The 22,625-nt window shown below is 69.7% G+C and carries 19 protein-coding genes; 15 read left to right on the plus strand and 4 right to left on the minus strand.

What is annotated here, in order from left to right:
* The first annotated feature begins 22 nt into the window (after positions 1-22).
* From GF068_RS25850 to GF068_RS25890, 9 genes are all read left to right on the plus strand, one after another.
* Entirely contained in the window at positions 23-886 is an 864-nt protein-coding gene (locus tag GF068_RS25850; RefSeq protein WP_153822268.1) for a DUF58 domain-containing protein, read from the plus strand.
* Positions 883-1,977 (plus strand): hypothetical protein, encoded by a 1,095-nt coding sequence (locus tag GF068_RS25855; RefSeq protein ID WP_153822118.1) that lies wholly within the window; start codon positions 883-885, stop codon positions 1,975-1,977. The genes GF068_RS25850 and GF068_RS25855 overlap by 4 nt, the downstream gene beginning before the upstream one ends.
* The gene (locus GF068_RS25860; RefSeq protein ID WP_338046571.1) at positions 1,974-3,110 is read left to right on the plus strand and encodes a vWA domain-containing protein; all 1,137 of its coding nucleotides are present in this window, start codon (positions 1,974-1,976) and stop codon (positions 3,108-3,110) included. Before GF068_RS25855 ends, GF068_RS25860 begins: the two co-directional genes overlap by 4 nt.
* Entirely contained in the window at positions 3,107-4,201 is a 1,095-nt protein-coding gene (locus GF068_RS25865) for a vWA domain-containing protein (protein WP_338046572.1), read from the plus strand. Before GF068_RS25860 ends, GF068_RS25865 begins: the two co-directional genes overlap by 4 nt.
* Entirely contained in the window at positions 4,188-5,315 is a 1,128-nt protein-coding gene (locus tag GF068_RS25870) for a tetratricopeptide repeat protein (protein WP_206079553.1), read from the plus strand. Before GF068_RS25865 ends, GF068_RS25870 begins: the two co-directional genes overlap by 14 nt.
* On the plus strand, positions 5,312-7,210 hold the full coding sequence (locus GF068_RS25875; protein ID WP_153822119.1) for a BatD family protein: 1,899 nt from the start codon (positions 5,312-5,314) through the stop codon (positions 7,208-7,210). Before GF068_RS25870 ends, GF068_RS25875 begins: the two co-directional genes overlap by 4 nt.
* On the plus strand, positions 7,207-8,001 hold the full coding sequence (locus GF068_RS25880) for an outer membrane protein assembly factor BamD (protein WP_153822120.1): 795 nt from the start codon (positions 7,207-7,209) through the stop codon (positions 7,999-8,001). The genes GF068_RS25875 and GF068_RS25880 overlap by 4 nt, the downstream gene beginning before the upstream one ends.
* Before the next feature lie 65 nt (positions 8,002-8,066).
* The gene (locus GF068_RS25885) at positions 8,067-8,651 is read left to right on the plus strand and encodes a hypothetical protein (RefSeq protein ID WP_338046573.1); all 585 of its coding nucleotides are present in this window, start codon (positions 8,067-8,069) and stop codon (positions 8,649-8,651) included.
* Positions 8,652-8,743: 92 nt separating this feature from the next.
* Positions 8,744-9,871 (plus strand): alpha/beta fold hydrolase, encoded by a 1,128-nt coding sequence (locus GF068_RS25890; RefSeq protein ID WP_338046585.1) that lies wholly within the window; start codon positions 8,744-8,746, stop codon positions 9,869-9,871.
* 42 nt (positions 9,872-9,913) lie between these two features.
* Here the strand turns inward: GF068_RS25890 and GF068_RS25895 are convergent, their stop codons facing one another.
* Complete coding sequence (locus tag GF068_RS25895) at positions 9,914-10,354, minus strand: universal stress protein (RefSeq protein WP_153822121.1); 441 nt, start codon at positions 10,352-10,354, stop codon at positions 9,914-9,916.
* Between the two features lie 109 nt (positions 10,355-10,463).
* Here GF068_RS25895 and GF068_RS25900 point away from each other — a divergent pair, with 109 nt between their 5' ends.
* The 3 genes from GF068_RS25900 to GF068_RS25910 all read left to right on the plus strand — a co-directional run bounded on the left by GF068_RS25900 (position 10,464) and on the right by GF068_RS25910 (position 14,132).
* Positions 10,464-11,234 carry a GGDEF domain-containing protein gene (locus tag GF068_RS25900; RefSeq protein WP_153822122.1) on the plus strand — a complete coding sequence of 257 codons (771 nt, stop codon included), beginning with the start codon at positions 10,464-10,466 and terminating at the stop codon, positions 11,232-11,234.
* Between the two features lie 35 nt (positions 11,235-11,269).
* On the plus strand, positions 11,270-12,493 hold the full coding sequence (locus tag GF068_RS25905; RefSeq protein ID WP_240807389.1) for a phospholipase D-like domain-containing protein: 1,224 nt from the start codon (positions 11,270-11,272) through the stop codon (positions 12,491-12,493).
* Between the two features lie 796 nt (positions 12,494-13,289).
* Positions 13,290-14,132 (plus strand): hypothetical protein, encoded by an 843-nt coding sequence (locus GF068_RS25910; RefSeq protein WP_153822123.1) that lies wholly within the window; start codon positions 13,290-13,292, stop codon positions 14,130-14,132.
* A gap of 24 nt (positions 14,133-14,156) precedes the next feature.
* Here the strand turns inward: GF068_RS25910 and GF068_RS25915 are convergent, their stop codons facing one another.
* Genes GF068_RS25915 through GF068_RS25925 form a run of 3 tightly spaced genes read right to left on the minus strand, consistent with a single transcriptional unit; the run spans position 14,157 to position 18,900 of the window.
* Positions 14,157-15,305 (minus strand): amino acid kinase family protein, encoded by a 1,149-nt coding sequence (locus tag GF068_RS25915; protein WP_153822124.1) that lies wholly within the window; start codon positions 15,303-15,305, stop codon positions 14,157-14,159.
* A complete protein-coding gene (locus GF068_RS45400) occupies positions 15,302-17,461 on the minus strand; it encodes a hypothetical protein (protein ID WP_240807391.1) in 2,160 nt (719 codons plus the stop codon). Before GF068_RS45400 ends, GF068_RS25915 begins: the two co-directional genes overlap by 4 nt.
* Entirely contained in the window at positions 17,458-18,900 is a 1,443-nt protein-coding gene (locus GF068_RS25925) for a hypothetical protein (RefSeq protein WP_153822125.1), read from the minus strand. Before GF068_RS25925 ends, GF068_RS45400 begins: the two co-directional genes overlap by 4 nt.
* 228 nt (positions 18,901-19,128) lie before the next feature.
* Between GF068_RS25925 and GF068_RS25930 the strand changes: the two genes are divergently transcribed.
* From GF068_RS25930 to GF068_RS25940, 3 genes are read left to right on the plus strand one after another with little or no spacing between them, the layout of a single operon-like run.
* Positions 19,129-19,521: a hypothetical protein gene (locus GF068_RS25930; RefSeq protein WP_153822126.1), complete on the plus strand. Its 393-nt coding sequence runs from the start codon at positions 19,129-19,131 to the stop codon at positions 19,519-19,521.
* Positions 19,521-21,194, plus strand: coding sequence for a protoglobin domain-containing protein (locus GF068_RS25935; RefSeq protein ID WP_153822127.1), 1,674 nt, complete (start codon positions 19,521-19,523; stop codon positions 21,192-21,194). The genes GF068_RS25930 and GF068_RS25935 overlap by 1 nt, the downstream gene beginning before the upstream one ends.
* A complete protein-coding gene (locus tag GF068_RS25940) occupies positions 21,191-22,594 on the plus strand; it encodes a sigma-54-dependent transcriptional regulator (protein WP_153822128.1) in 1,404 nt (467 codons plus the stop codon). Before GF068_RS25935 ends, GF068_RS25940 begins: the two co-directional genes overlap by 4 nt.
* Positions 22,595-22,625 lie beyond the last annotated feature (31 nt).

A 22,625-nucleotide genomic window follows, 5' to 3' on the forward strand; every position in this document is an offset into this window, starting at 1 on the left:
GCAGGCCGGGGCCGCGGACCTCTTGAAGCGGCTGCGCGTCATCGAGATCAAGACGAGCCACCTCGCGAACGAGCAGCTCTCGGGGACGTACTCGTCGGTCTTCCGCGGCCAGGGCCTCTCGTTCCGCGAGGTGCGCGCGTACAACCCCGGCGACGACGTGCGCTGGATCGACTGGAACGTGTCGGCGCGCATGAACGAGGCCTTCGTGAAGGTCTTCGTCGAAGAGCGCGAGATGACCGTGATGCTCGTGGTCGACGCCTCGGAGAGCGAGAGCTTCGGCACGCGGCGCGCCTCGAAGGCCGCGGTGGCGGCGGAGATCTGCGCGCTCTGCGCGTTCAGCGCGATCCGCAACAACGACAACGTGGGCCTCGTGCTGGCCACGGACCGCGTCGAGAAGATCGTGCCGCCGAAGAAGGGCGACAAACACGTGATGCGGGTCATCCGCGAGATCCTGGGGCACGAGCCAGAGAGCGCGGGGACGAACCTCCGGGTCGCGCTGGAGACGCTCTCGAAGGTGCAGAAGCGCAGGAGCGTCGCGTTCGTCGTGAGCGACTTCTTCGACAGCGGCTACGAGCGCGCGCTCGCGCTGGCCGCGAGCAAGCACGACGTGATCCCGGTCGTGCTCGAAGACCCGCGCGACCTCGAGCTGCCGGACGTGGGACTCGCGACGTTCGAGGACCTGGAGACGGGCGAAGAGGTGCTCGTCGACACCTCGGATCACAAGGTGCGCGAGCGGTACAAGGCCGAGATGCTGAAGATGCGGCGCGAGCGGGACAAGCTGTTCAAGAAGCTCGCGGTCGACACGGTCACGATCCGCACGGACCGGAGCTACGTGGAGCCGCTGCGCCAGCTCTTCGCGAAGCGCGCGAGGAGGGCCCGGCGATGACGAGGGCGAAGAGCGTCCCGGCGTTCGTCCTCGCGGCGGGCATGGCCTTCGTGGCGCGCCCCGCTGCGGCCCAGGAGGCGGACGCGGACGCGGGCGCGCGGGTGTGGGCGTCGTGTGTGGAGCGGGTGCCCGAGGGCGCGAGCCGGCCGAAGATCACGGAGACGTTCCCGGAGCGCGGGACGAGCGGCTGGGCCGCGCCGCTCGAGATCACGGTCGTGCACGGCAAGGGCGAGACCGTGATGCCCGGCGGGTTCCGCGTCGAACGAGCGAGCGACTCGTACAAAGCGCTCGAAGAGGCGGGGTTCGTCGTGCCCGACCCCGACGGCGGCGCGGGCCCGGTCGCGGCCACGGAGGCGGGCGAGGCGTCGTCCACGACGAAGGTGACGATCCCGTTCGTGGCCCTGCCCAAGAAGCCGGGCCGGAACGTGATGATGTTGCCGCCGGTGCCGATCACGCTGGCGCGCGCGAGCGGGGACATCGTCACGGTCTGCACGTCGCCGCACCCGATCCTGGTCGAGGATCCGATCGCGAACGAGCTCGATCCGAAGGTCCGCCCGAACCCCGAGGGCAGGCCGCAGCGCGAGGAGTGGGTGCTCGCCAAGCAGGTCGCGGCGGGCGCGCTCGTGGGAGCGATCCTCACGGCGATCGGCGCGTGGCTCTTCGTGCGCTGGTCGCGCAGGCCGAAGGCCGCGCCCTACGTGGCGCCGAAGCTGCCGTGGATCGCGGCGCTCGAGGAGCTCGAGGCGATCCGCGCGTCGAACCTCCTCGCGGACGGCAAGAACGACGAGTACTTCGATCGCGTGAGCGACTGCGTGCGCAAGTACCTCGGCGCGCGGTACGGCTTCGACGGGCTGGAGAGCACGACCGACGAGATGCAGCGAACGCTCGCGCGCGTGCGGCCGCCGGTGCGCGGGCTCGACACGATCACGCGCTTCCTCGAGGAGGCCGACCTCGTGAAGTTCGCGCGCGTCGTGCCGAGCGAGGACGACTGCCTCGCCGCGCTCGAACGGGGGATCACGATCGTGCGCAACACGACGCCTGTGAGCAAGGACGCGCCGGCGCGCAAAGAAGCGGCGGGAGGTGCGCCGTGAAGCGGCTCGCCCTCGTCCTCTTGCAGACCCTCGTGGTGCTCGCCCTCGCGCTCGCGTGGCCCTTCTTCGCGCGGCGCGACGCCTGGGAGAGCGCGAGCTTCGAGCTGCCGTGGTTGCTCCTCGGCCTCGTGGTCGTGCCCTTCCTGCTCTGGTGGGGCACCGCCGGCCAGGATCGGCGCACGCCGCGCCTGCGTATCGGCACGATCCACGCCTTCACCTCCGGCCCGCGTGGCGTGCGCGCGAAGCTCCGGGACCTGCCGGGCGTCCTGCGCGCCGTCTCGGTCGCGCTGCTCGTCACTGCGATCGCGCGGCCGATCTCGATCCTGCGCGACGAGCGCAGCGACGACAAAGGCATCGACATCGTCGTCGCGCTCGACCTCTCGGGCTCGATGCGCGCGATCCTCGACGCCAGGCCGGGTGATCTGCCGGGCCGGATCGTGCTCCCGCGCGGCAAGCGCCTCACGCGCCTCGATACGGCGAAGATCGTCCTCCAGGACTTCATCTCCCGCCGCAAGACCGACCGCATCGGCGTCGTCGTCTTCGGCAAGAGCGCGTACGTCCTCTCGCCGCCCACGCTCGACTACCACCTCCTGAGCGAGCTCGTCGGCAAGATGACCCTCGACGTCATCGACGGCTCGAGCACGGCGATCGGCGACGGGCTCGCCACGGCCGTCGCGCGCCTGCGCAGGAGCGACGCGCAGTCGAAGGTGATCGTGCTGCTCACGGACGGCGACAACAAGGAAGGCCTGGTCTCGCCGCAATACGCGACGCACCTCGCGACCAGCGTGGGCGCGCAGATCAGCACGATCCAGATCGGAAACGACGACGAGGTCGACGTCGAGGACGGCTTCGATCTGCTCGGCCAGCCGCGTTACGTGCGCCGCCGCTACCCGGTGAACCCCGAGCTGCTCAAGTGGATCGCCAAGACCACGGGCGGCGAGGCGTACATCGCGACCGACGCGCAGGCCCTCGCGCAGAGCATGCACGCCGTGCTCGACAAGCTGGAGAAGACGCGCTTCGAGGCGAGCCGCGCGTCGTTCGAGGACCTCTTTCCCTTCCTGCTCATCCCCGGCGTCGTGCTCGTCGGCCTCGACGCGCTGCTGCGGGCCTGGCTGCTCCGGAGGTTCCCGTGATCTTCGGTCAGCCCATCTTCCTCTTCTGCACGGCCCTCGCGGCCCTCGTCGCGCTCCTGCTCGCGCTCGGCGCGGTCTACCGGCGGCGCGCGGCGAAGGCCTTCGGCGACCTCGATCGGGTCGAGGCGCTGCGCACGAGCGACCCCTCCGTGCGCCGCGCCTGGAAGGCCGTGCTGCTCGTGATGGCCACGGCGCTCGCGTTCTTCGCCGCGGCGCGCCCGCAGTACGGCAAGGGGACGCGCCTCGTGCCCGCGACGAACGTCGACGTGGTCCTCGTGCTCGACTACTCGAAGAGCATGTACGCGCGGGACGTCGAGCCCTCGCGGATCTTCCGGGCGAAGGTCGAGGTCGCGCGGCTCGTGAAGGAGCTCGAAGGCGCGCGCTTCGCCGCCGTCGCGTTCGCCGGCGAGCCCATGGGTTTCCCCCTCACCGCCGACGGCGCCGCGGTCGCGCAGTTCCTCCGGCAGCTCGACCCGAACGACATGCCCGTCGGCGGCACCGCGATCGCCCGCGCCCTCACCCTCGCGCGGGACCTCTTGAAGCGGGATCCCAAATCGTCGGAGCACAAACGGATCGTCCTGCTCGTCACGGACGGCGAGGACCTCGAGGGGGATCCGGCCTCCGTCGCGCGGCAGCTCGGCGCCGAGGGCACGACGGTGCACGTCGTGCAGATCGGCGGCCGCACGCCCGAGCGTATCCCCGAGGTCGGCGAGGACGGCCGCGTGATCGGCTTCCGCACGGATCGGAACGGAAAACCCCTCACCACGGCGCTCACCGTGCACGGCGAGAAGCAGCTCGCATCGATCGCGACGTCGACGCCCGGCGGCGAGATCATCGTCGCGGAGAAGGGCACGACCGGGATCGATCGGATCGCCGCGGACCTGCGCAAGCAGATGAAGAGCGAGCTCGCCGAGAAGATCGAGACGGTCTACGCCGACGTCTACTACTACCCGCTCGGGCTCGCGATCCTCCTGCTCATCGCCGAGGCGCTGATCACGGACGCGCCGCTGCGCATCCTCCGCAGGAGGGCCGCGTCGAAGCCTCCGCCCGGCGAACGCAAACGAAGGGAGGTGCGTCGTGCCCCGGCCTGATCGGAAAGAGCGCGCCGCCCGCGCCTCGCGTGGCTCGAGTGATCTTCGCGGCCGCGCGAAGACCGCGGCGATCGCCCTCTTCGCCCTCGCTTGTGTGCTCGGCGGCGCGACGTGGCTCGCGTCCGGCTGCAGCGGGTGGGATCCTCGATCGCCCTTCGAGCGCAACGCGCCCGCGGTGGATCAGGCCCTCGCCGACCTCGACGCGGGCCGCTTCGAATCGGCCGAAGAGGCGCTCGAGACGTACCTCGGCACCGGGCCGTGCACGGACGCGGGGATCGGCCTGCCGGACGCGGTCCGCCAGAAGTACAACGGCTCGTTCGACCTCGGCCTCGTGCTCTTCTCGATCGCGGAGAAGTACGGCCGTCGCTTCGGCGAAGAAGAGATGGGCGACGGCGGGCCCGAGGAGGAGCAGCTCGCCGCGATGCGCTCGCTCGAGATCGACTGCGCGCTCATCGTCGCGCGGGCGATCGCCGAGGATCCGAAGGTCCCGATCGATCTACGCGCGCGCGCGCACTACCTCGCGGGCAACCTCGAGTTCTTGCGGAAGAAGTACGAGGAGGCCGTGCGCCACTACGACGACGCGATCGCGCTCGTCCCGGGTCTGCCCGAGGACGCGGCCGCCGACGGCATCGGGCGCGACGCCGCGTGGAACCGCGCGATCGCGCTCCGGCGCATCGAGGACGAGAAGGACGCGGGGCAAGACGCCGAGCAAGACGCCGAGCAAGACGCGAACCAGGACGCAGGTGAAGACGGCGGCGACGACGCGAGCGACGGCTCCGACGGCGACGATGGATCGGACGGTTCCGACGGCGGTGACGACGGCGGAAACGACGCTGGCGAGGACGGCGGCAACGACGCTGGCGAAGACGCTGGCGACGACGCCGGGAAAGACGGGGGCGACGGCGACGGCGGCCAGGATCAGGACGCCGGAGAGGACGCGGGCAAGGACGCCGGACAGCCGCCACCTCCGCCGCCGCAGCCTGCCTCGCCCGAGCCCCAGCCGGGCCAGGAAGATCGCATCCTCGACCGGTTCGAGGAGGCGCCGACCTACCAGGAGCAGGAGGCCAAGATGAAGGCCGGCACGCGGCGTGGTCGCGTGATGGAGGACAAGTGAGGGCCGGGGCGATCGCGGCCTTCGTGGCCGCGGAGATCACGCTCGTCGCCGCGGCGAACGTCGCGCACGCCGAGCCGCAGGTCACGACCCGCGTGAGCGCGCGCAGGGTCGAGGTCGGCGAGCCCTTTTCGGTGAACCTCTCCGCGCTCGTCCCGCCCGGCGAGCCCATGCCGAGTGATCCGCGGCTCGCGCCTCCGCGAGGCGCCACCATCCAGGGCGGCCCGTCCGTCGGCACCTCGATGGTCTCGATCAACGGCCATACGCGCCTCGGCATCGACGCGAGCTGGCAGCTCGTCTCGAACGCCCCCGGCCGCGTGAAGATCCCCGCGCCGAGCGTGCTCTGGTCGGGCAAACGTTTCTCGGGGCAAGCGGTCGAGGTCGAGATCGTCCCCTCGACCGGACGATCCCGCAGAAGCCACAACCCCTTCCTCATGCCGGGCGGCCCTGGCCTCTTCGGGGGGCTCTTCGGCGGCCACGATCCGTTCGACGACGATGACGACGACGACGAGCCGCAAGCCGCGCAAGACGAGAAGCTCGAGCTCAAGACCGCGCCCGATCCCTACGTGTTCGTCCACGCGCGCGCCGACAAAAAAGAGGCCGTCGTCGGCGAACAGGTGACGGTCTCGTTTTACGTCTACCAGCGCGTCAACGTGGAGATGGCGCCGGCGCGGGACGCGTCGATGACCGACTTCATCCGCATGTCGATGATCACGACGCCCGGCTTCGAGCCGCCTTTCCGCGCCAAGGCAGGCGGCAGGACGTACCTGGCGCGCCTCATCGATCGCGTGGCGCTCTTCCCGGTCCGCGCGGGTGATCTGCACATCGGTCCCATGACCATCAAGTTCTCGGGGCAACGCGTCGGCCGCCTGGTCGAGCGGTCGAGCGAGGACATCGTCGTCCGCGTGACCGAGCCGCCGCGCGCGAATCGCCCGCCGGGTTACGTGCTCGGCGACGTCGGCCGCTTCTCCCTCTCGGCCACCGTCGAGCCGCGCAAGCTCACGCAAGGTGGCTCGATCGCGGTCACCGTGCAGGTGAAGGGCAACGGCAACTTCCCGCAGACGCTCAACGTGCCTGCGCGCACGGGCGTCGAGTGGCTCGATCCCGAGAAGCGCGAGTCCATCGGCCCGCAAGGCGGGATCATCGCGGGCTACCGCTCGTTCGGTTACGTCGTGCGCATCCAGGAGCCGGGCGAGGTCGATCTCGGCAAGATCGATCTGCCGTACTGGGATCCTGCCTCGAAGCGGTACGACGTCGCGAGCGTCACGCTCGGCAAGGTCGACGTCGCGCCTTCCGCCGCGCCCGATCCTTCCGCTTCGCCCAGCGCCTCCCCGAGCGCCGCCCCTGCCTCTCCGAAGGGTGACGCCGATCCCTTCGCGACCTTGCCCTCCCCGCGCGTCACGCTCGGCGCCTTCGCCGCGCCCTCGCCGCCCCTCTTCGACGGCGCGAGCCTCTACGTCGCGATCGCCGCGCCTCCCCTCGCGTACGGCCTGCTCGCCGCCGCGGCCGCGGGCGCGCGCCGCCTCCGATCCCGCAGGGCCGCGGGCGCCTCCTCGCCTTCGCGCCTCGCGAACGTCGCGCTCGACGAGGCTGACGTCGCGCGCGGGCAGGGCGACACGAAGGCGCTCTCGGCCGCCGTCGAGCGCGCCGTCCACCACGCCATCAAGGCCGCGACGGACCTCGAGTCGCGCGGCATCCTGCTCGCCGATCTCGCGCGCGAGCTCGAAGACGCGGGCGTGCCGGAGGATCTCGCGGCGCGTACGCGAAGCCTGCTCGACGAGGCCTCGGCGCTCCGCTTCGATCCGGGCGCCACCGCGGCGAGCTTGTCGGAGTTCGCCACGCGTGGACGCGCGCTCGTGCGCGAGCTCCTCGCGCTCTCCGGGGGTGCGCGGGGATGAGGCGCGTGCAGGCCGTGGTGATCGCGCTCGTGCTCGCGCTCGCGGCCGAGGCGCGCGCGGACGTGTCCTCCGAAGACCTCTTCCGCGAAGGCACCGAGGCCCTCGGCCGCGGCGCGTACGGCACCGCGATCGAGCGCTTCGAAGCGCTCGCCGACATGGGCTTCGTGCACCCGGACGCGAGCTTCGGCCGCGGACTCGCCTACGTCGCGCGTGTGCGCGCCAGCGCCGATCGCCCCGGGGATCTCGGCCGCGCCGCGGCGGCCTTCGAGGAGACCCTCCGCCTTCGTCCTTCGGACCTCGAGGCTGATCACGCCCTCGACCTCGTGCGCGCGGAGGTCGTGCGCAGGCGCGCGCGCCGCGGCAAGGACGCGACCACGGTGCGCCCCACGCTCGATCGTGCCGTCATCGGCCTCGCGTCCGAGCGCACCTGGAGCCTGCTCGCGCTCGCGTCGAGCGTGCTGCTCTCGATCGGCCTCTTCCTCCGCAAGAGCCGCGCCTCCTCGTTCTCCGTCGCGGGCCGCATCATGGCGCCGACGGCGCTCGTCTTGCTCCTCGTGTTCTTGCCGCTCACGATCGCGGCGCGCAGGCTTCGGCTCACGACGCGCGCGGGTGTCATCGTCGTGCCCGAGGTCCACCTCGTCGACGATCACGGCACCGCGCTTGGCGGCGAGCCGATCCCCGAGGCGCACGCCGTCGAGGTCGGCGCGTCGCGTGGCTCGCTCGTTCACGTGCGCTGGGGCGGAACCGAAGGATGGATCCCGAGCGGCAGTGTCCGCTTGCTCTCGCCGTGACGTCCGTCCGGAGACCTCGAACGATGTCGCGAGAACGCGGTGTCGTCGTGTGCTAGGTATCCGCCGTGTGGGTCCGCCGCGCTGCCATCCGTCCCGTCCCGTCCTTCGCGCAGGTCCCTCTGCGGGCCCTCTCGGAGGTCGAGGAGCAGCTCGCGGAGGATGACGAAGAGGCGCGGCAGAAGCTCGACGAGGCGTTTGCTCGCTTCGAGCAGACCCAGCCTGCGCTGGCGGATCGTATCGCGCAGGTCCTCGGCGGGCCTCTCGATGAAACTGCGCTCGCGCTCGGGTACTTCCTGACGCTCGCCGTCTGGCTCGCCTTCGACAACGTCTTTGATGAAGACCTCGCCGAGGTCACGCCGCTCGCGCTCGCCGGGGTCGAGGAGTCGCTCAAGCTCGACGAGCAGCTCCGCATGGCCGATCCGGCCGAGGCGGTCGACTCCGACGACGTGATCGCCATGGAGCAGCCCGACGTCCTGTCGTTCGTGCACGAGCACGTCGACGCGGCGCTCGAGGCGAACGCGAGCGAGGTCGACGTCGACGACGTACACGAGATTTATCGTGTCGTGTTGATCGAGGTCCTCGCGCTGAGTTACGCGGTCCGTCCCCCGACGAACTGGGGGATTCAGATGACGACCGAATTTACCGCTTGATCGCGGCTGCATCCTCCGTTGACCGCGTTGACGCGGTCCCGAGGCCATCTTACGCCCGCGGCATGCGCAACTTCGGCATTGTCTTGGGCATTGTGAGCCTCGCCTTCACGGCGGCTTGCACGGGTGGCGGAGACACTGGCCTCGCGGGAGGGACGATCACCGGGCCTGCGGGCAGCGGCGCGTCCGGTCCGGGCGGCGGCGGCCAAGGCGGCGGCGGCCAAGGCGGCGGCGGCCAAGGCGGAGGTAGCGGCGGCGAAGGTGGCATCGGCGGCGGCGGCCAAGGCGGGATGGGCCAGGGCGGCATGGGCGGCGGCGCGCCGATGGCCGTGCTCGATCCGAACAAGGACGGGCCATACACGTTCGCCGAGGTCGACGACAACCAGTGGAAGGCGCCGACCGGCGACACGGTGCCGATGCACGCGGCGTATCCGACGGCGGGCCCTTCGAGCGGGCCGTATCCGGTCGTCGTCGTGGCGCACGGCTTCCAGCTCCCGGCGAGCCAGTATTACGGCTACCTCGAGCGCCTCGCGAGCTTCGGCTACGTCGCCGTCACGGCCGACTATCCGACCTCGTTCGCCGGCACCAACAACACCGAGGCCACGCAGAACATCATCAGCGCCCTCGACTGGGTCGCGTCGAGGCCCGAGCTGAAAGGCGACACGGCGAACGCCGGCGCCACGGGGCACTCGCTCGGCGGCAAGCTCGCGGTCTACGCGGCGAAGATCGACGCGCGCTTCAAGGCGACGATCGTGCTCGATCCTGTCGACGGCGCGCCGGGCAACCCGCTCGACCCGAACCCGGACTGCAACCCGCCGGCTTGTATCGACGTGAGTAACGAGCTGCCGATCACCAAGCCCACGGGTTTCCTCGGCGAGACGCTCGACAGCACGGGAGGCGGCTTCGGGCAGGCGTGCGCGCCGGCGGAGCACAACTTCCTCACGTTCTACGCGAAGACCACGGCGCCGAGCCTCGCCGTCACGGTGAACGGCGCCAACCACATGAGCTTCCTCGACGACGTCTCGAGCTGCGGCTTCACCTGCAGCGTCTGCAAGATGGCCACCCTCCCGAACGCGACCGTCAACGCCCTCTCCAAGGCCTACGTCACCGCGTTTTACGAGCGCTACCTGCGCGGCAACGCGGGCTACGACACCTACCTCACGGGCGCCGAAGCCAAGACCCGCTACGTCGATCCGGGCACGATCACCATCCAGTCGAAGTGAGCCGTCGCGGCGCACCCCCTGCGCCGCGACGCACGCCTTGCGTCAACCCGCGAGCAGCTCCGGGTGACGGACGACGAGCACCGATCGGTCCGCGTGGTTCACGACCTTCGCCGCCGTCGTCCCGATCAGCCGGTCGATCCCCTGATAGCCGTGGGACCCGATCACGATGAGGTCCACGTTCTCCTCCTTCGCCGCCTGGCAGATCGCCTGCCACGGCGTCCCGACGGCCACCTTCACCGGCCCCCGCAGCTCCTCGGGCACGCGCTCGATCTCCTTGCCCACGTACCGCAGCGCTTCTTGCTCCAGCAGCCCCTCGAGCGAGCCCGGCGGCAAGGCATACGCCTCCGGCGGGATCTCCACGGGGATCCCGATCGCGCGCATCAGGATGAGCTTGCTGCCCGTCTTTCGCGCGAGATCGATCGCCGCGTCGAGCACGTCCTTCGACCGCGGGGAAGCATCGAGGCCAACCAGAATCCGGTGCATACAGTCTCTCTCCTTCTGCGCGGCAAGGGCCTAACACGACCCGTGCCACGCGCGAAGCACTCCCGTGGGGCCTTTACCGGCACGGATCTTCCAAGCAGCCTGATCCTTCATGCGAAGGCCGCGTATCCCCGAGAGCTGGCCCCGCCGGCGGGTGTGGCCCGTCCTCGGCGCCCTGCTCGCGCTCGGCGCGCCCCTCGGCCTGCTCGTGCTCCGCGCCCTCGTCGCGCGGCGAGCGCCCACCCCGACCTTCCTCCTCGCGCAGATCGAGGCCGACCCCCTCACGCTCGGCTACCTCGGCCTCGGCACGCTCGTGGTGTTTGTCCTGCTCGGCCGTCGCCTCGGCGCGCGTGAGGACCTGCTCGCCGCCACCTCCATGAAGGATCCGCTGACGGGCCTTTCGAACCGCCGCCACCTCGACGCCCGCCTCGCCGAGGAGATCGCGCGCCTCGCGCGGCACGAGGGCTCCGTGGCCTTCCTCCTGCTCGACGTCGACCACCTCAAGCAGATCAACGACCGCGGCGGCCACGAGGCCGGCGACGCCGCGCTCACCGCGGTCGCCGAGGCCTTGCGCCGCACCTGCCGCGTGATGGACCTGCCCGCACGTTACGGCGGCGACGAGTTCGCCGTGCTCCTGCCCGCGACGACGGCCTCGCAGGGCCTCGAGCTCGCCGAGCGGATCCGCGCCGCCCTGCGCGACATGCCTGGCGCGCCGACCGTGTCCATTGGCATCGCCGACCTCGATGCCGTCCTCGCGCCTCGCCCGCTCGCGCTCTTCGAGGCCGCCGACGCGGCGCTCTACGCGGCGAAAAACGCCGGGCGGGATCGCGTGATCCTCGCGCCGTCCCGGCCGGCCTCGTTTGGCGAGGGGGCCGCGGGCTGATTCTGCGCTACCCTGAGCGAGGGAGAGGACACGTTTTGAGCCGAGGAGACAGCAGCCTGCCGCTTGCTCCGAGTGTCGACGCCATCCCCTCGATCGACGCCCTCCCGCCGCCCACGACGCTCCTTCGCACGCCGGCCTTCTGCGACATGGTCGTCGGCTCGCACCGGCTGCGCCTGCTCCAGGACGGCGCGCAGGCCTTCCCTGCGATGCTCGAGGCCATCGCGCACGCCCGCTCCACCCTTTGCCTCGAGACGTACATCCTTCGCGACGACCACGTCGGACAGACCTTCGCGTGCGCCCTCGCCGAGCGCGCGCGCGCGGGCGTCGAGGTCAACCTGCTCTACGACGCCTGGGGCTCGTCGGTCTCGAGCGAATACGTCGAGGGCTTGCGCGAGGCGGGCGCGCGGGTCGTCGCGTTCCGCCCCGTCCTCCACGCGCTCCAGAACCGGAAGCTCTTGCGGCACGTGGTCCGGCGCAACCACCGCAAATCGTTGATCGTGGACTCGCAGATCGCGTTCACGGGCGGGATCAACCTCTGCGACGATTACGCGCCGCGCGACCTCGGCGGCGCCCTTCCCTGGCGCGACACGCACCTCGCGCTCGAGGGCCCTGCGGCCATGGAGCTTCAATATTACTTTTTGCGCACGTGGAAGAAGGCCAAGGGCCCGGCCCTCGACGAGCCCCTCTACAGCCTGGCGAGCCGCCGCCCCGATCCACGCGTCCGTGTGATCACGAGCGACGTGCACCGCGGCCGCGCGGGCATCCGCGACGCGTATCGCGCGGCCATCAAAAAGGCCACGCGTCGCATCTGGATCACGAACGCGTATTTCCTCCCCTCCCTCGGCTTCTTGCACGCGCTGAGCGAGGCGGCGAAGCGCGGCGTCGACGTGCGGATCATGGTCCCCGGCACGACGGACGTGCCCGCGGTCCTGCACGCGTCGCGTTCGATTTATGGCCGCCTTCTCGAGGCGGGGGCGCGGCTCTACGAATGGAAGGGCCGCGTGTTACACGCGAAGACGGCGGTGATCGACGGATACTGGTCGACGGTGGGCTCGAGCAACCTCGACATGCAATCGCTGCGGCAGAACCTCGAGGCGAACGCGCTCGTCGAGGACGAGCGCTTCGGCCTGGCGATGGAGGCGATGTTCCTCTCGGACGTGCCCCATTGCGAGGAGGTCACGGCGTCACGCTGGGAGAAGCGTCCGCCGTGGGAGCGCGCGGCGTCGTGGGCGGCGTATCTGTTTCGGGATTGGTTGTGATGCGTGGGGCCCCTCGGGGTCTTCGCGCGGCATCCCGCGCCCGACCCAATCGCCACGAGAGGTCTCCCTTCGCGACGCCGCGCCCGATACATAGGCCTCCAGGGGTCGAGCCCTCACGGCGCCGCTCGACGCAGGGCCCCTCGGGGGCCTCCACCTCGGACCTCACGCCCAGCTCGACACCCCTCCCCCCTCGCCCTCTCACGACCCCCGCACGTGCCTTCGCCCCCGACACCTCGGGACCTCGCGCCTCTCCCCCGCACAAAACCCGGTCACTGCCTTCATCCTCGCCCCGCGCGCCCGCCCCGAAGCCCCCCAAAGCCCTCCGCTTCGTCCCGCCGCGCGTACAAAATCCACACGGTGCCCGGCCTTCGCGCGACCTTCCTCGCTTCGAAGCCTCGAACCGCCGTCCCCCTCCGCGACCTTCGCCATGTATTGGCCTCCAAGACCCCCAGCTTCGGGCGCTCTCTCCCGCGCGTCGGCCTCGGTGAGGCCCCACCTCGGCCGCGTCCTCCCGTCCTCGAAGCCCGGAGAGGCCCCCACACGCGCGCCGCGTCTCGTCGTCTCGCCGCGTGACGCTTCTTTTTCCCCCGCCGCTCGCCGCGGTTCGAGCCCCCGCCGCGCCTCACGTCCGCGCGCCCTCGCGTTTGCGGGCCTGCCTCAGCCTCGTGCATGACCGAGCTTGCCCAGGCCTTCCCCTCCGAGGCCCGACTGCGCGCAAGATTCCAACGTCGACGGCCCTCCCCGAGGGCCACGTGCGACTTGACGGACGCGTCGTGATGGCGCGAGCATGCCCGCCATGCTGGTCGACCTCGCAGACTTCCTCCGGTTGAACCAATTTCCCGTCGGCAGACGCCTGTTCACCTTCCTTCGGGTGCGAGAGATCGCCTCGGCGCTCCCTGCGCCCGCGATCGAAGCCCTCGTCGTCGAGGCGATCCTCGCCGATGAAAAGACGTACGCGCTCGAGCAACGCTGGGCTGCGAAGCGCCGGGTGGGCAAGGCCTCGGCGAAACAGGTCCGTGATCAGAAGGCGCTCCAGCAAGCCGACATCCAGCTCGACAACGCCCTCTCCGGCCTGCGCGGCGCGGGCGAGGCGCTGCTCCGAGGCGCCGACGAGGTCGAGGACGCGGAGCTCATCGCGGACGTCGAGCATTTCCTTCACGAACTCTTCCCGAATGGCGTCTCCGCCATCACGAACGCGCCGTACGACGTGGAGCTCGTCGGAGCGAAGACGATCGTCGGCAAGCTGGAAGGCGAGCTCGCGCCGGTCGTGCAGAAGCTCGGCCTCACCCACAATGCCGCGCGCGTCGTGAAGCTGACGCAGAAGTACGACGAGGCCTTGGCCGCGGTCGATAACCTCGAATTCGGCACCGTGAAAGCCGCGCGCGAGGTCGGGCAGAATAACCTCTTGCGGATCGTCGCCAGGATCCTCGGCACGTACGACGAGCCGACGGGCGATCACGCCGAGAAGCGGGCCAAGCTGCTGGCGCCCGTGGTGAAGCAAAACGAGGCGATCCGGCAGCATATCCGCGCGCGGAGGAGCGCGCCCGATGTCGACCCGAAGACGGGGGAGGAGCAGCTCCCGGAGGAGACGACGCCGGCGGGAGGCGCGGAGGAGCCGATACCGACGAACGGGGGCTGAGCGAGCCGCGCCCTCGGAGCGTATCTACGGGCGGATGCCCAGCAGATTCAGCGCGTCGGCCCAGAGGGGCCATAACGTGCGGTAAGGGTGGGTCGCGAGGAGGACGCCGCCGTTCGGGAGGCGGCGGACGTGGTAGGGGGCGTGGTGCTCGATGAAGCGCTCGTGTCTCTCGGTGACAGTGATCTCCCGCGTGGGCGCCCCCTCCGTCCTCGCATGGATCGCCTTCCGGGCGAGCGGCTCGGCCGCGCGCCATTCGTCGTCGCGCAAGGCTGCCGCCGACGCTTCGAGGGCGTCGAGTAGCGTATTCGGCGGCGTCGCAATGGCGCGCACGACCTGCTCGCGGGTCAGCACCTCGTCACCGGGTCCGATGGGGCGCGCCCCCTTGCGTGCCAGCGGGGAGAAGTAGCGGCGCCTGGGGTCATCCAAGCTCGCCTCATCATCATCCTTGCCGTGCATCCCTACCCCGTCGACCAAGGTCGCGATCCCGATACGCGCGCCTTCGGGAGCGGCTTCGACGCGCGCGGCGAGCTCGTCCAAGGAGAGCCCTGCGATATACCCGATCTTGTACCCGTCGTGGACGTGGACCCACGAGAGGGCAAGGTCACGCGCGATGGCCGCGGCATTGGCGTGGTACGTCGCGTTGCTCTCCAGCGGCGCACGCCACGGCCACCAATCGGCGCACGCTCCGAACGTGACGAGCCCTGCGTCCGGCGCGCAGAGGCCGAGGAGAAGATCCTCCACATCGCCTTCCGTGTCGATCGCCATGGCCGCCGCCTCGACCGACGTGGAGCGCGGCCCCATTCCGAGACGGTGCGGCTCGCGACGATGAAAGAATTCATCGCGATCACCCCCGGATAGGCTCATCGGGGTGTGGTACACGACGACCTTATACGCCTCCTCGCGAATCTCGACGCTCAGATTGCAGGTCCACCGTCCTACGCGGAAAGGCCTGCCCACATAAAACGACGCCTGCGCCATCTCCTTGCCGAGGTGGGCCCGCACGAGCCTCCGCGCCTCCTCGAGCGAAATATACTCGTGGCCCTCATCGCCACCACGCCCCTCCAAATACACGGCGAGGACGTCACCACCGAGCGCGGCCAGGGCCGCCACGAAGGCGTCGGCCCTGACCGTTTGGTCGCACCACGCATAAAAGAAGGGGCCTGATTCGCTCATAGCTCGATCACCCAAATGACGTGGCCCTCGATGAGCTTCGGGCCGTCGGAGAACTTGACGAGGACGCCCTCGACGACCCCATAGTCTGGATTGTCCAACTTCGCTCCCTTCTTCACGATGAGCTCGATACGCGTGACGTCGCCTTCGAGGTGCAATTCCTTGAGCTTCTTCATGCCGTTCGTCAGTTGTTTGACCGCCGTTCCAACCTGCACCTGCTTGTCACCGCCCTTCACCTCGCTCACCACCAGCAGGTTCTGCTTCGTCACCGTGAGGAAGTCCGGTGCTTGGGCGACACCTTCAGGGACGCCGTTTCCTCCCTTCGGGATCCCAATCGCCGACCGCACCCCGTCATCGCCCACCCCAAGCATCGCCCGTCCTTCGTTCTTCATCAAGTAGAGCCCCGCCTTCTTCTCGAAGTCATCCATCGGCAGCTTCGTGACGGCATGGCGCAGGCCCTTCCACTGGTCGATCTTACTCGCCCTGAGCGCCTGGGCAAACTCCTCCCCGAGGCTCAGCACGCCAGCCGCGACGACCTTCGCCCCCGGCTTGACCCCGACCGCCTTGATCCCCGCCCAAGCCTTGGTGATCTGCCCGAACCCGAAGCCCACCGCGGAGCCAATGCGCTCCTCGTCCGTCAGCTCCTCGCCGCCGGGCAAACAGAACCGCTTCCCCGTCACCGCCTCGCAAAGGTCGAGCGCCGGTCCCACATACGGCACGAATCCAATGCCGATCCGCGTCGTCGCGTGCACCAGCGTCTTCATCACCTCCGCATAGGCCCCGAACTTGTCCCCGGCGAACGAGACCGCCCCCGCGAACGCGCGGATCGTCTCCACGAGCTGGGTCTCTTCGAGGTTCAGCGTGAAGCCGTCCCACTGGTTGAGGTTGTCCTTCATCTCCTCGGCCAGCGGGCCAAAAGCCGTTCGCAGGACCCCGTCCACCTGCGCCCGCAGATCCGCCGGCACCGGCGAATCCAGGAACCAATCCGACGCGTCCATGAACTGCTTCACGTAGTTCGTGACCCGGATCTGCGCATTCAGGAACGCCGCCGTCTCCGCCTGCGACACGCTCATCCGCGCGAGCAGCGCTTTCTCGATCGCCGCCATGTTCGCGCGCCACGCCCGCACGTGTGTCACGAAGTCCGCGCGCTTTACGACCACATTGCCCAGCACGTCCTCCGACAGCGCCGCGATCACCGCGTCCGCATACGCCGCATAAGGATCCTTGCCCGGATCAAATGCACCCGCGACACCCGAGACATCGGGCACCTCGACCCACGGCGTCTGCGACGGCGATAACCCGTACTCGTTGGGATCGTCCGGCGAAAACCCCGCCGCACGTGCTTCGCCGGTCACGAGATCCACGACATCATCCGCCTGCGCGCCGAAATGGTCGAGCAAGCTCGCGAGCTCGTCCTTCAAGTCCTGCACGCTCTTCTTCAGGTCCGCGAGGAGCTGCTTCAGCGCGGCCCGCGTCGCATCGTCGATGACCCCTTCGTATCGCTTCAGAATGGCGTCGAGGTCGACCGCGCTGATCTCGTCGAGTGGCCTCGAAACGAGATCATGCAGCTCCATGTCGAGCTGCTGGAGCAGATCGAGCCGCTCCGCGAGGTCCGCCGCCTTCGAGGCATTCTCGAGCAGCCACTTCCGTTCGGCCGCGATCTCGACCTCCAGGATGGCGATGTCCTGCGCGAGCGGCGGGTTGATCTCGGAGAGCGTGAAGCCGACCTGCGTGCTGCCGTTGAAGGCGACCCCGTCGCGCCGGACGAGGAACAGCGGCTTCTGGAGATCGATCGTGGGCGCGACGAGGGTCACGACGTCCAGCGCCTGGACGCAGGCGTCGTTGCCCGAGGAGCTCTGCACGCTGAAGGTGAACTCATTCGCGCCCATGCGCATGAGCACGGAGTCGAACGGCGCCTCCGCGATGTTGCTCCGTGGGCCATCCGGAATCGACACGTACGCCCCGGGGACCTCGAACGTCGGGATCGGCGTCTGGTTGACCCGGAACCCCGCGTCCCCGTCATTCGCGAGCCTCGCGTCGCCGCAGGAATGGGCCGTATGGGCCCACTCCCAATGAATGATGTACGGCGTCCCCGCCCACGCGCTCGCAGGCGCGAAGAACACGAGCACCACGAACCACAAAGCAAACAATCGTCTCATGTCCCCTCCGCGCCGCGGAGCGCGGCATCATGCAAAACGGCAGCCCCCTTCACGTCCCCCGCGGCGAGCTTCGCGCTCGCCGCGTCGAGCAACACGCCGCCCACGCCTTGCGCCTTCATCGTCGTGATCCCCGTCTGGACGAGCCCCGGCAACGTCGTCGCGCGGTACGTCGCCGCTGCCTTGAAATGGGGGCGCATCGCCGCGCAGCCCTTCTCGCGCCACGACGTCGAGGGCAACTCGCAGAGCGGGCGCATCTGCAGAAAAGCCGTGACCTCGTCGTATCGTTTCGCGAGATACGGAATCGACAGCTTCACCCCGAGCGGCGGCGCCTTCTCGAATGCGAGCACCTGCGCCTCGGCGCTCTCGTGAAACGTCGCCTCCGCCTTCGTGACCTTCGCCTCCACGACCTGCGCCCGCACGGCTTCACTCTCGCCGAGCAACTGGAGCGCTTGTCTGCGCATCGTGATGCCGAAGAGCAGCGAGATCGCCGCCCGATCACTCCGGCGAATACGCCGCTCGACATACCCGAGCATCGCGTGGATCGAGCGTTGCGCGCTACTCGTCATGTCCGGGTTCGGCGCGTCATGCGCGGTCATGAAATCGGCGTGCGGCGCGAGCGCCTCCTGTGAGCTGACCTCGAATTGCGCCACCTCGGCCGAGAGTTTCATCGCCCGCAGCACCATCTCCTGCGGCGCTGCGCTCGCGCCTTGCGCCGTCTTCAGCAATGATTGCTCGATCCCGTCGAGCTCCACGAGCGCCGCCTTCGACGCGTCCGCTGCGAACTTCGTATACGCCTCACTCTCCGCAGGCTCGGTCCCCCGATACGCCTCGAAATCGGCAACGAGGGTCGCATACGCCGCCGAGAGCGGCCCGACCTCGAGCGTCACCTGGTCCAGGACCGCCTGCACCGCGCCCATCGAGAGCTTGTCCGCCGCGATCTCCGCGACGAGTGGCTCCTTCTCTGCGTTCGCCTTCGACACGAGCGCCGCCTCGAACAACCCCACCGCGTCCACCGGTGTCTGCTCGAGAAACTGGTTTTGACCGATCCGCGCCGACACGAGCCGCTCCCGCACGCGGCCCGCCATGCTCGCCCGGTAGGACTCGGCGCATCGCTGCATCTCGCGCACGTATCCGAGCGTTTCGTCGATGTCCCCGAGCCACTTCTCCATCTCGGCGGGGCTCGAAGTGAGCGTATCGAGCGTCATCCCTTCCGGAGGCTCGGCCCACATCTCGATGGGCCTCGATCCATTCGCCGCCGCCTGGAGCCAGGCGCGTCCAGGGCCGTCCCCCGACGAAACACAGTATTCACTCCCCTCGACTGGAGCCGCGCACATACGGCCCCGCTCTTCGTTTTCCCCCGACCACCACGCACACCCAGGCAACACGACGCCCGGCGCCGCGACGACGAGCGCCGCGACGAAGAAATCCCCTCGTCTCATCTGGAATCCCCTCCTCGGATGAGGTCTGGCCCTATCTATCAGGGGGACGAACGGGTCGGGCAAGACAAAAGGCAGGGGCCTCGGACGTACCCTGTCCGAGGTCGAACCCCGCGCCCTCCCCGCTTCCGCGCCTCGCTCGTCCCCGCCCTCGTCCCCTCACCGCCCCCCCTCGACGAGCGAGAGCGTCGGTGAGCGGCCGGCGTCATCCGCCCCAGGCCCGCCGGTTGCATGACGCCCGCCTCCATCATGGCGAGCAGCAAACCTCCGCCTCGCGCCTCCATCACCGACATCCACCGCCTCCCGATCCGCGTCGTTGGCACCGGCGGCAAGGAACTGCTCGTAAATTGCCCTCGTCGCGGCAACGAGGTCCATGTCGATCGCTGCACCCTCTGCGCGGCGTGCACCGGCCTCTCCATCCGCGACCGGTACCTCGTCTGCATCCCCCAGCCCGACACGCCCGACAGCGACAAGAACGAGCCGCCAGGGGAGAGCGATGCACCCCTTGCATCCGAGGCGCAGATTCTGCGCCGCCGCGCTTGCCGGGTCGGCTGGTTCGGCGCGGACGTTCCCTTGCTCGAGGACGGGATCGAGGGCAACGTGGCCCCCCCCGAGAGCTCGTGATGGACGCTTCTTCCGGCGATGACAATAACGAGACCCTGGTCCAGGAGCTCCTGCGGTACGTGCGATTCGGCGAGGAAGACGCGCGCCTGCTCCGCGCCCTCCGGCCCCTCGCGGCCCCGCATTTCGAGCGGATCGCCACCGCCTTTTACGACCGCATTCGCGAGCACGCGGACGCCCACGACGTCTTCACCGGCGAGCCGCAGATCAAGCGGCTCCAGGGCACCATGGTCCAGTGGATGGATCGGCTCTGCGCCGGTCCGCACGACGAGGCGTATTTCCAGAAGACCCGCGTCATCGGCCGCATCCACGTCCAGATTGGCCTGCCGCAGCGTTACATGTTCGCCGCCATGGCGCTCATCCGCGTCGCGCTCCTCCGCGTCGTCGACGACACCATGGGCGACCTCGCCCGCCCCTGCCGCGAGGCCCTCGACCGCGCCCTCGATATCGAGCTCGCGGTCATGCTGGAGAGCTACCGCGACCATTTCGTCGCCCGCACCCAGGCCCGCGAGCGGCTCGCGCGCGCCGAGGTCGACCTCGCCCTGCGCCGCACCGAGCACCGCTACGTCAGCGCCGTCGAGCTCGCCCGCGTGCTCGTCGTGGGCCTCGATCGCGAAGGCAGGATCCGCCTCTTCAACCGCGAGGCCGAGCGCGTCACTGGCCTCGGCCGCGAGGAGGTCATCGGCGCGCTCTTCCACGAGGCCCTCCTGCCCGAGGGCCCGCGCGAGGAGCAAGCGGGGCTCTTGCAAGCGCTGCTTCGTGGCCGCGACGACCACGAAGGTCACGAGGCCCTCGCGGACGTCGAGACCGCGGTCCGCACCCGCGCGGGCAAGATCCGCGACGTGCGCTTTCAGCTCGCGTATGCGCCGGGCGACGACGACGACATCGTCCTCTTCGCGTTCGGGCGCGACACGACCGACGAGAACGCGCTCGCCGCGCGGCTCCGCCAGAACGAGAAGCTCGCGGCCGTGGGCACGCTCGCCGCGGGCCTCGCGCACGAGATCCGAAACCCGCTGAACGGCGCGCAGCTCCACGTCACCTTCCTCGAGCGCGGCCTGCGCAAGGGCGGCGCCGACGCCGAGCAGCTCGAGGCCGTCCACATCGTGGGCGAGGAGATCAAGCGCCTCGGCAAGCTCGTCAGCGAGTTCCTCGATTTCGCGCGGCCGAAGCCCCTCGACCTCCGCCCCACCTCGCTCCTGGCCGTCTGCGAGCGCGCCGCCAAGCTCGTCGAGGCCCGCGCCCGCGACACCGGCGCGACCCTGCACCTCGAGCTGCCGGCGACCGAGCTCGTCCTCGACCTCGACATGCCGAAGATCCAGCAGGTCCTCCTGAACCTCCTGCACAACGCGGTCGAGGCGCTCGAGCCCACGGGCGGCGGCACCGTCACCCTGCGGGCGCGGCGCAGGCCGCGGGACGTCGTCCTCGAGGTCGAGGACGACGGGCCGGGCCTCACGAGCCCCGACGCCCCGATCTTCGACCCGTTCTTCTCGACGAAGCCCGAGGGCACCGGCCTCGGCCTGGCCATCGTCCACCGCATCGTCACCGATCACGGCGGTACGATCGACGTCGACAGCCACCCCGGCAGGACGGTATTCCGTGTCGCACTCCCCGTGCGTCTCGGCGCGGCCGAGCCCGAGGGGAGCGCGGGGAACATCCTCCCTCGAGGTAGCGCATGACGGATACGAAAATCGCGGGCAAACCCAGGGCACGCGTGCTCGTCGTCGACGACGAGGCGAGCGCCCGCTCCGGGCTCGAGAAGCTCCTCCGGCAGGAGGGTTACGCGGTCGACGTCGCGCCCGACGGGCCGACGGCGCTGCAGATCGCGAGTGATCGTCCGCCGGACGTGGTGGTGACGGACCTCAAGATGCCGAGGATGGACGGGCTCGAGCTCTTGCAGAAGCTACGCGCCATGTACCCGAGCGTGCCCGTGATCATGGTGACCGCGTTCGGCGAGGTCTCGACCGCGGTGCAGGCCATGCGCTCCGGCGCCGACGACTACCTCACGAAGCCCGTCGATTTCGACGCGCTCACGCTCTCGATCGAGCGCGCGATCGAGCGGACGAACCTCAAGGCCGAGGCCGAGGAGCTGCGCCGCCAGCTCCGCGAGCGCGAGGGCGAAGGGTTCGAGGGCCTCATCGGGTCGAGCGCGGCGCTGCAGAAGGTCTACCGCGTCGCCAAGCAGGTCGCGCCCGCGCGCGCGACGGTGCTCATCACGGGCGAGAGCGGCACGGGCAAGGGCGAGCTCGCGAGGGCGATCCACAAGAAGAGCCCACGCGTGAATGGACCGTTCATCACGCTGCATTGCGCCGCGCTCGCCGAGAGCCTGCTCGAGAGCGAGCTCTTCGGCCACGAGCGGGGCGCCTTCACCGGCGCGGACAAACGCCGCGTGGGCCGGTTCGAGCAGGCGAACGGCGGCACCTTGTTCCTCGACGAGGTCGGCGAGATCCCCCCGGCGACGCAGGTCAAGCTGCTGCGGGTCCTGCAGGAGCGCACGTTCGAGCGGGTCGGCGGCAACGAGCCGGTCGAGGTCGACGTCCGCCTGATCGCCGCGACGAACCGTGACCTCGCGAAGGACGTGCACGAGGGCCGTTTCCGCGAGGACCTCTACTACCGGCTGAACGTCGTGCACGTCGAGATGCCGCCGCTGCGATTGCGCGGCAGCGACGTGCTCCTGCTCGCCGACCATTTCCTCCGGCGCTTCGCGGTGGAGAACAAGAAACGTATCGACGGCTGGAGCGACCGCGCGCGCGCCAAGATCCTCGCCCATCGCTGGCCGGGCAACGTGCGCGAGCTGGAGAACGCGATCGAGCGCGCGGTGGTGCTCTGCGAGGGCTCGAAGATCGACGAGGAGGACCTGCCGATCGACGTGGCCCCGTTGCCCAAGGGCGCCGTGCGGATCCCCGGCGCCACGATGGCCGAGATCGAGCGGTTCGCGATCCTCGCCACGCTCGACGCGACGAGCGGCTCCACGACGAAGGCCGCGGAGATGCTCGACATCAGCGTACGCACCATTCAGTACCGACTGCACGAGTACGGCGTTTCGGCGAAGGAAAAAGAGAAAAAGGGCGCGGGCTGAACCCTCGGACCTCAAAAGGATCTCGCTGGCA

The sequence above is a fragment of the Polyangium spumosum genome (assembly GCF_009649845.1).
Lineage (GTDB): Bacteria > Myxococcota_A > Polyangia > Polyangiales > Polyangiaceae > Polyangium > Polyangium spumosum.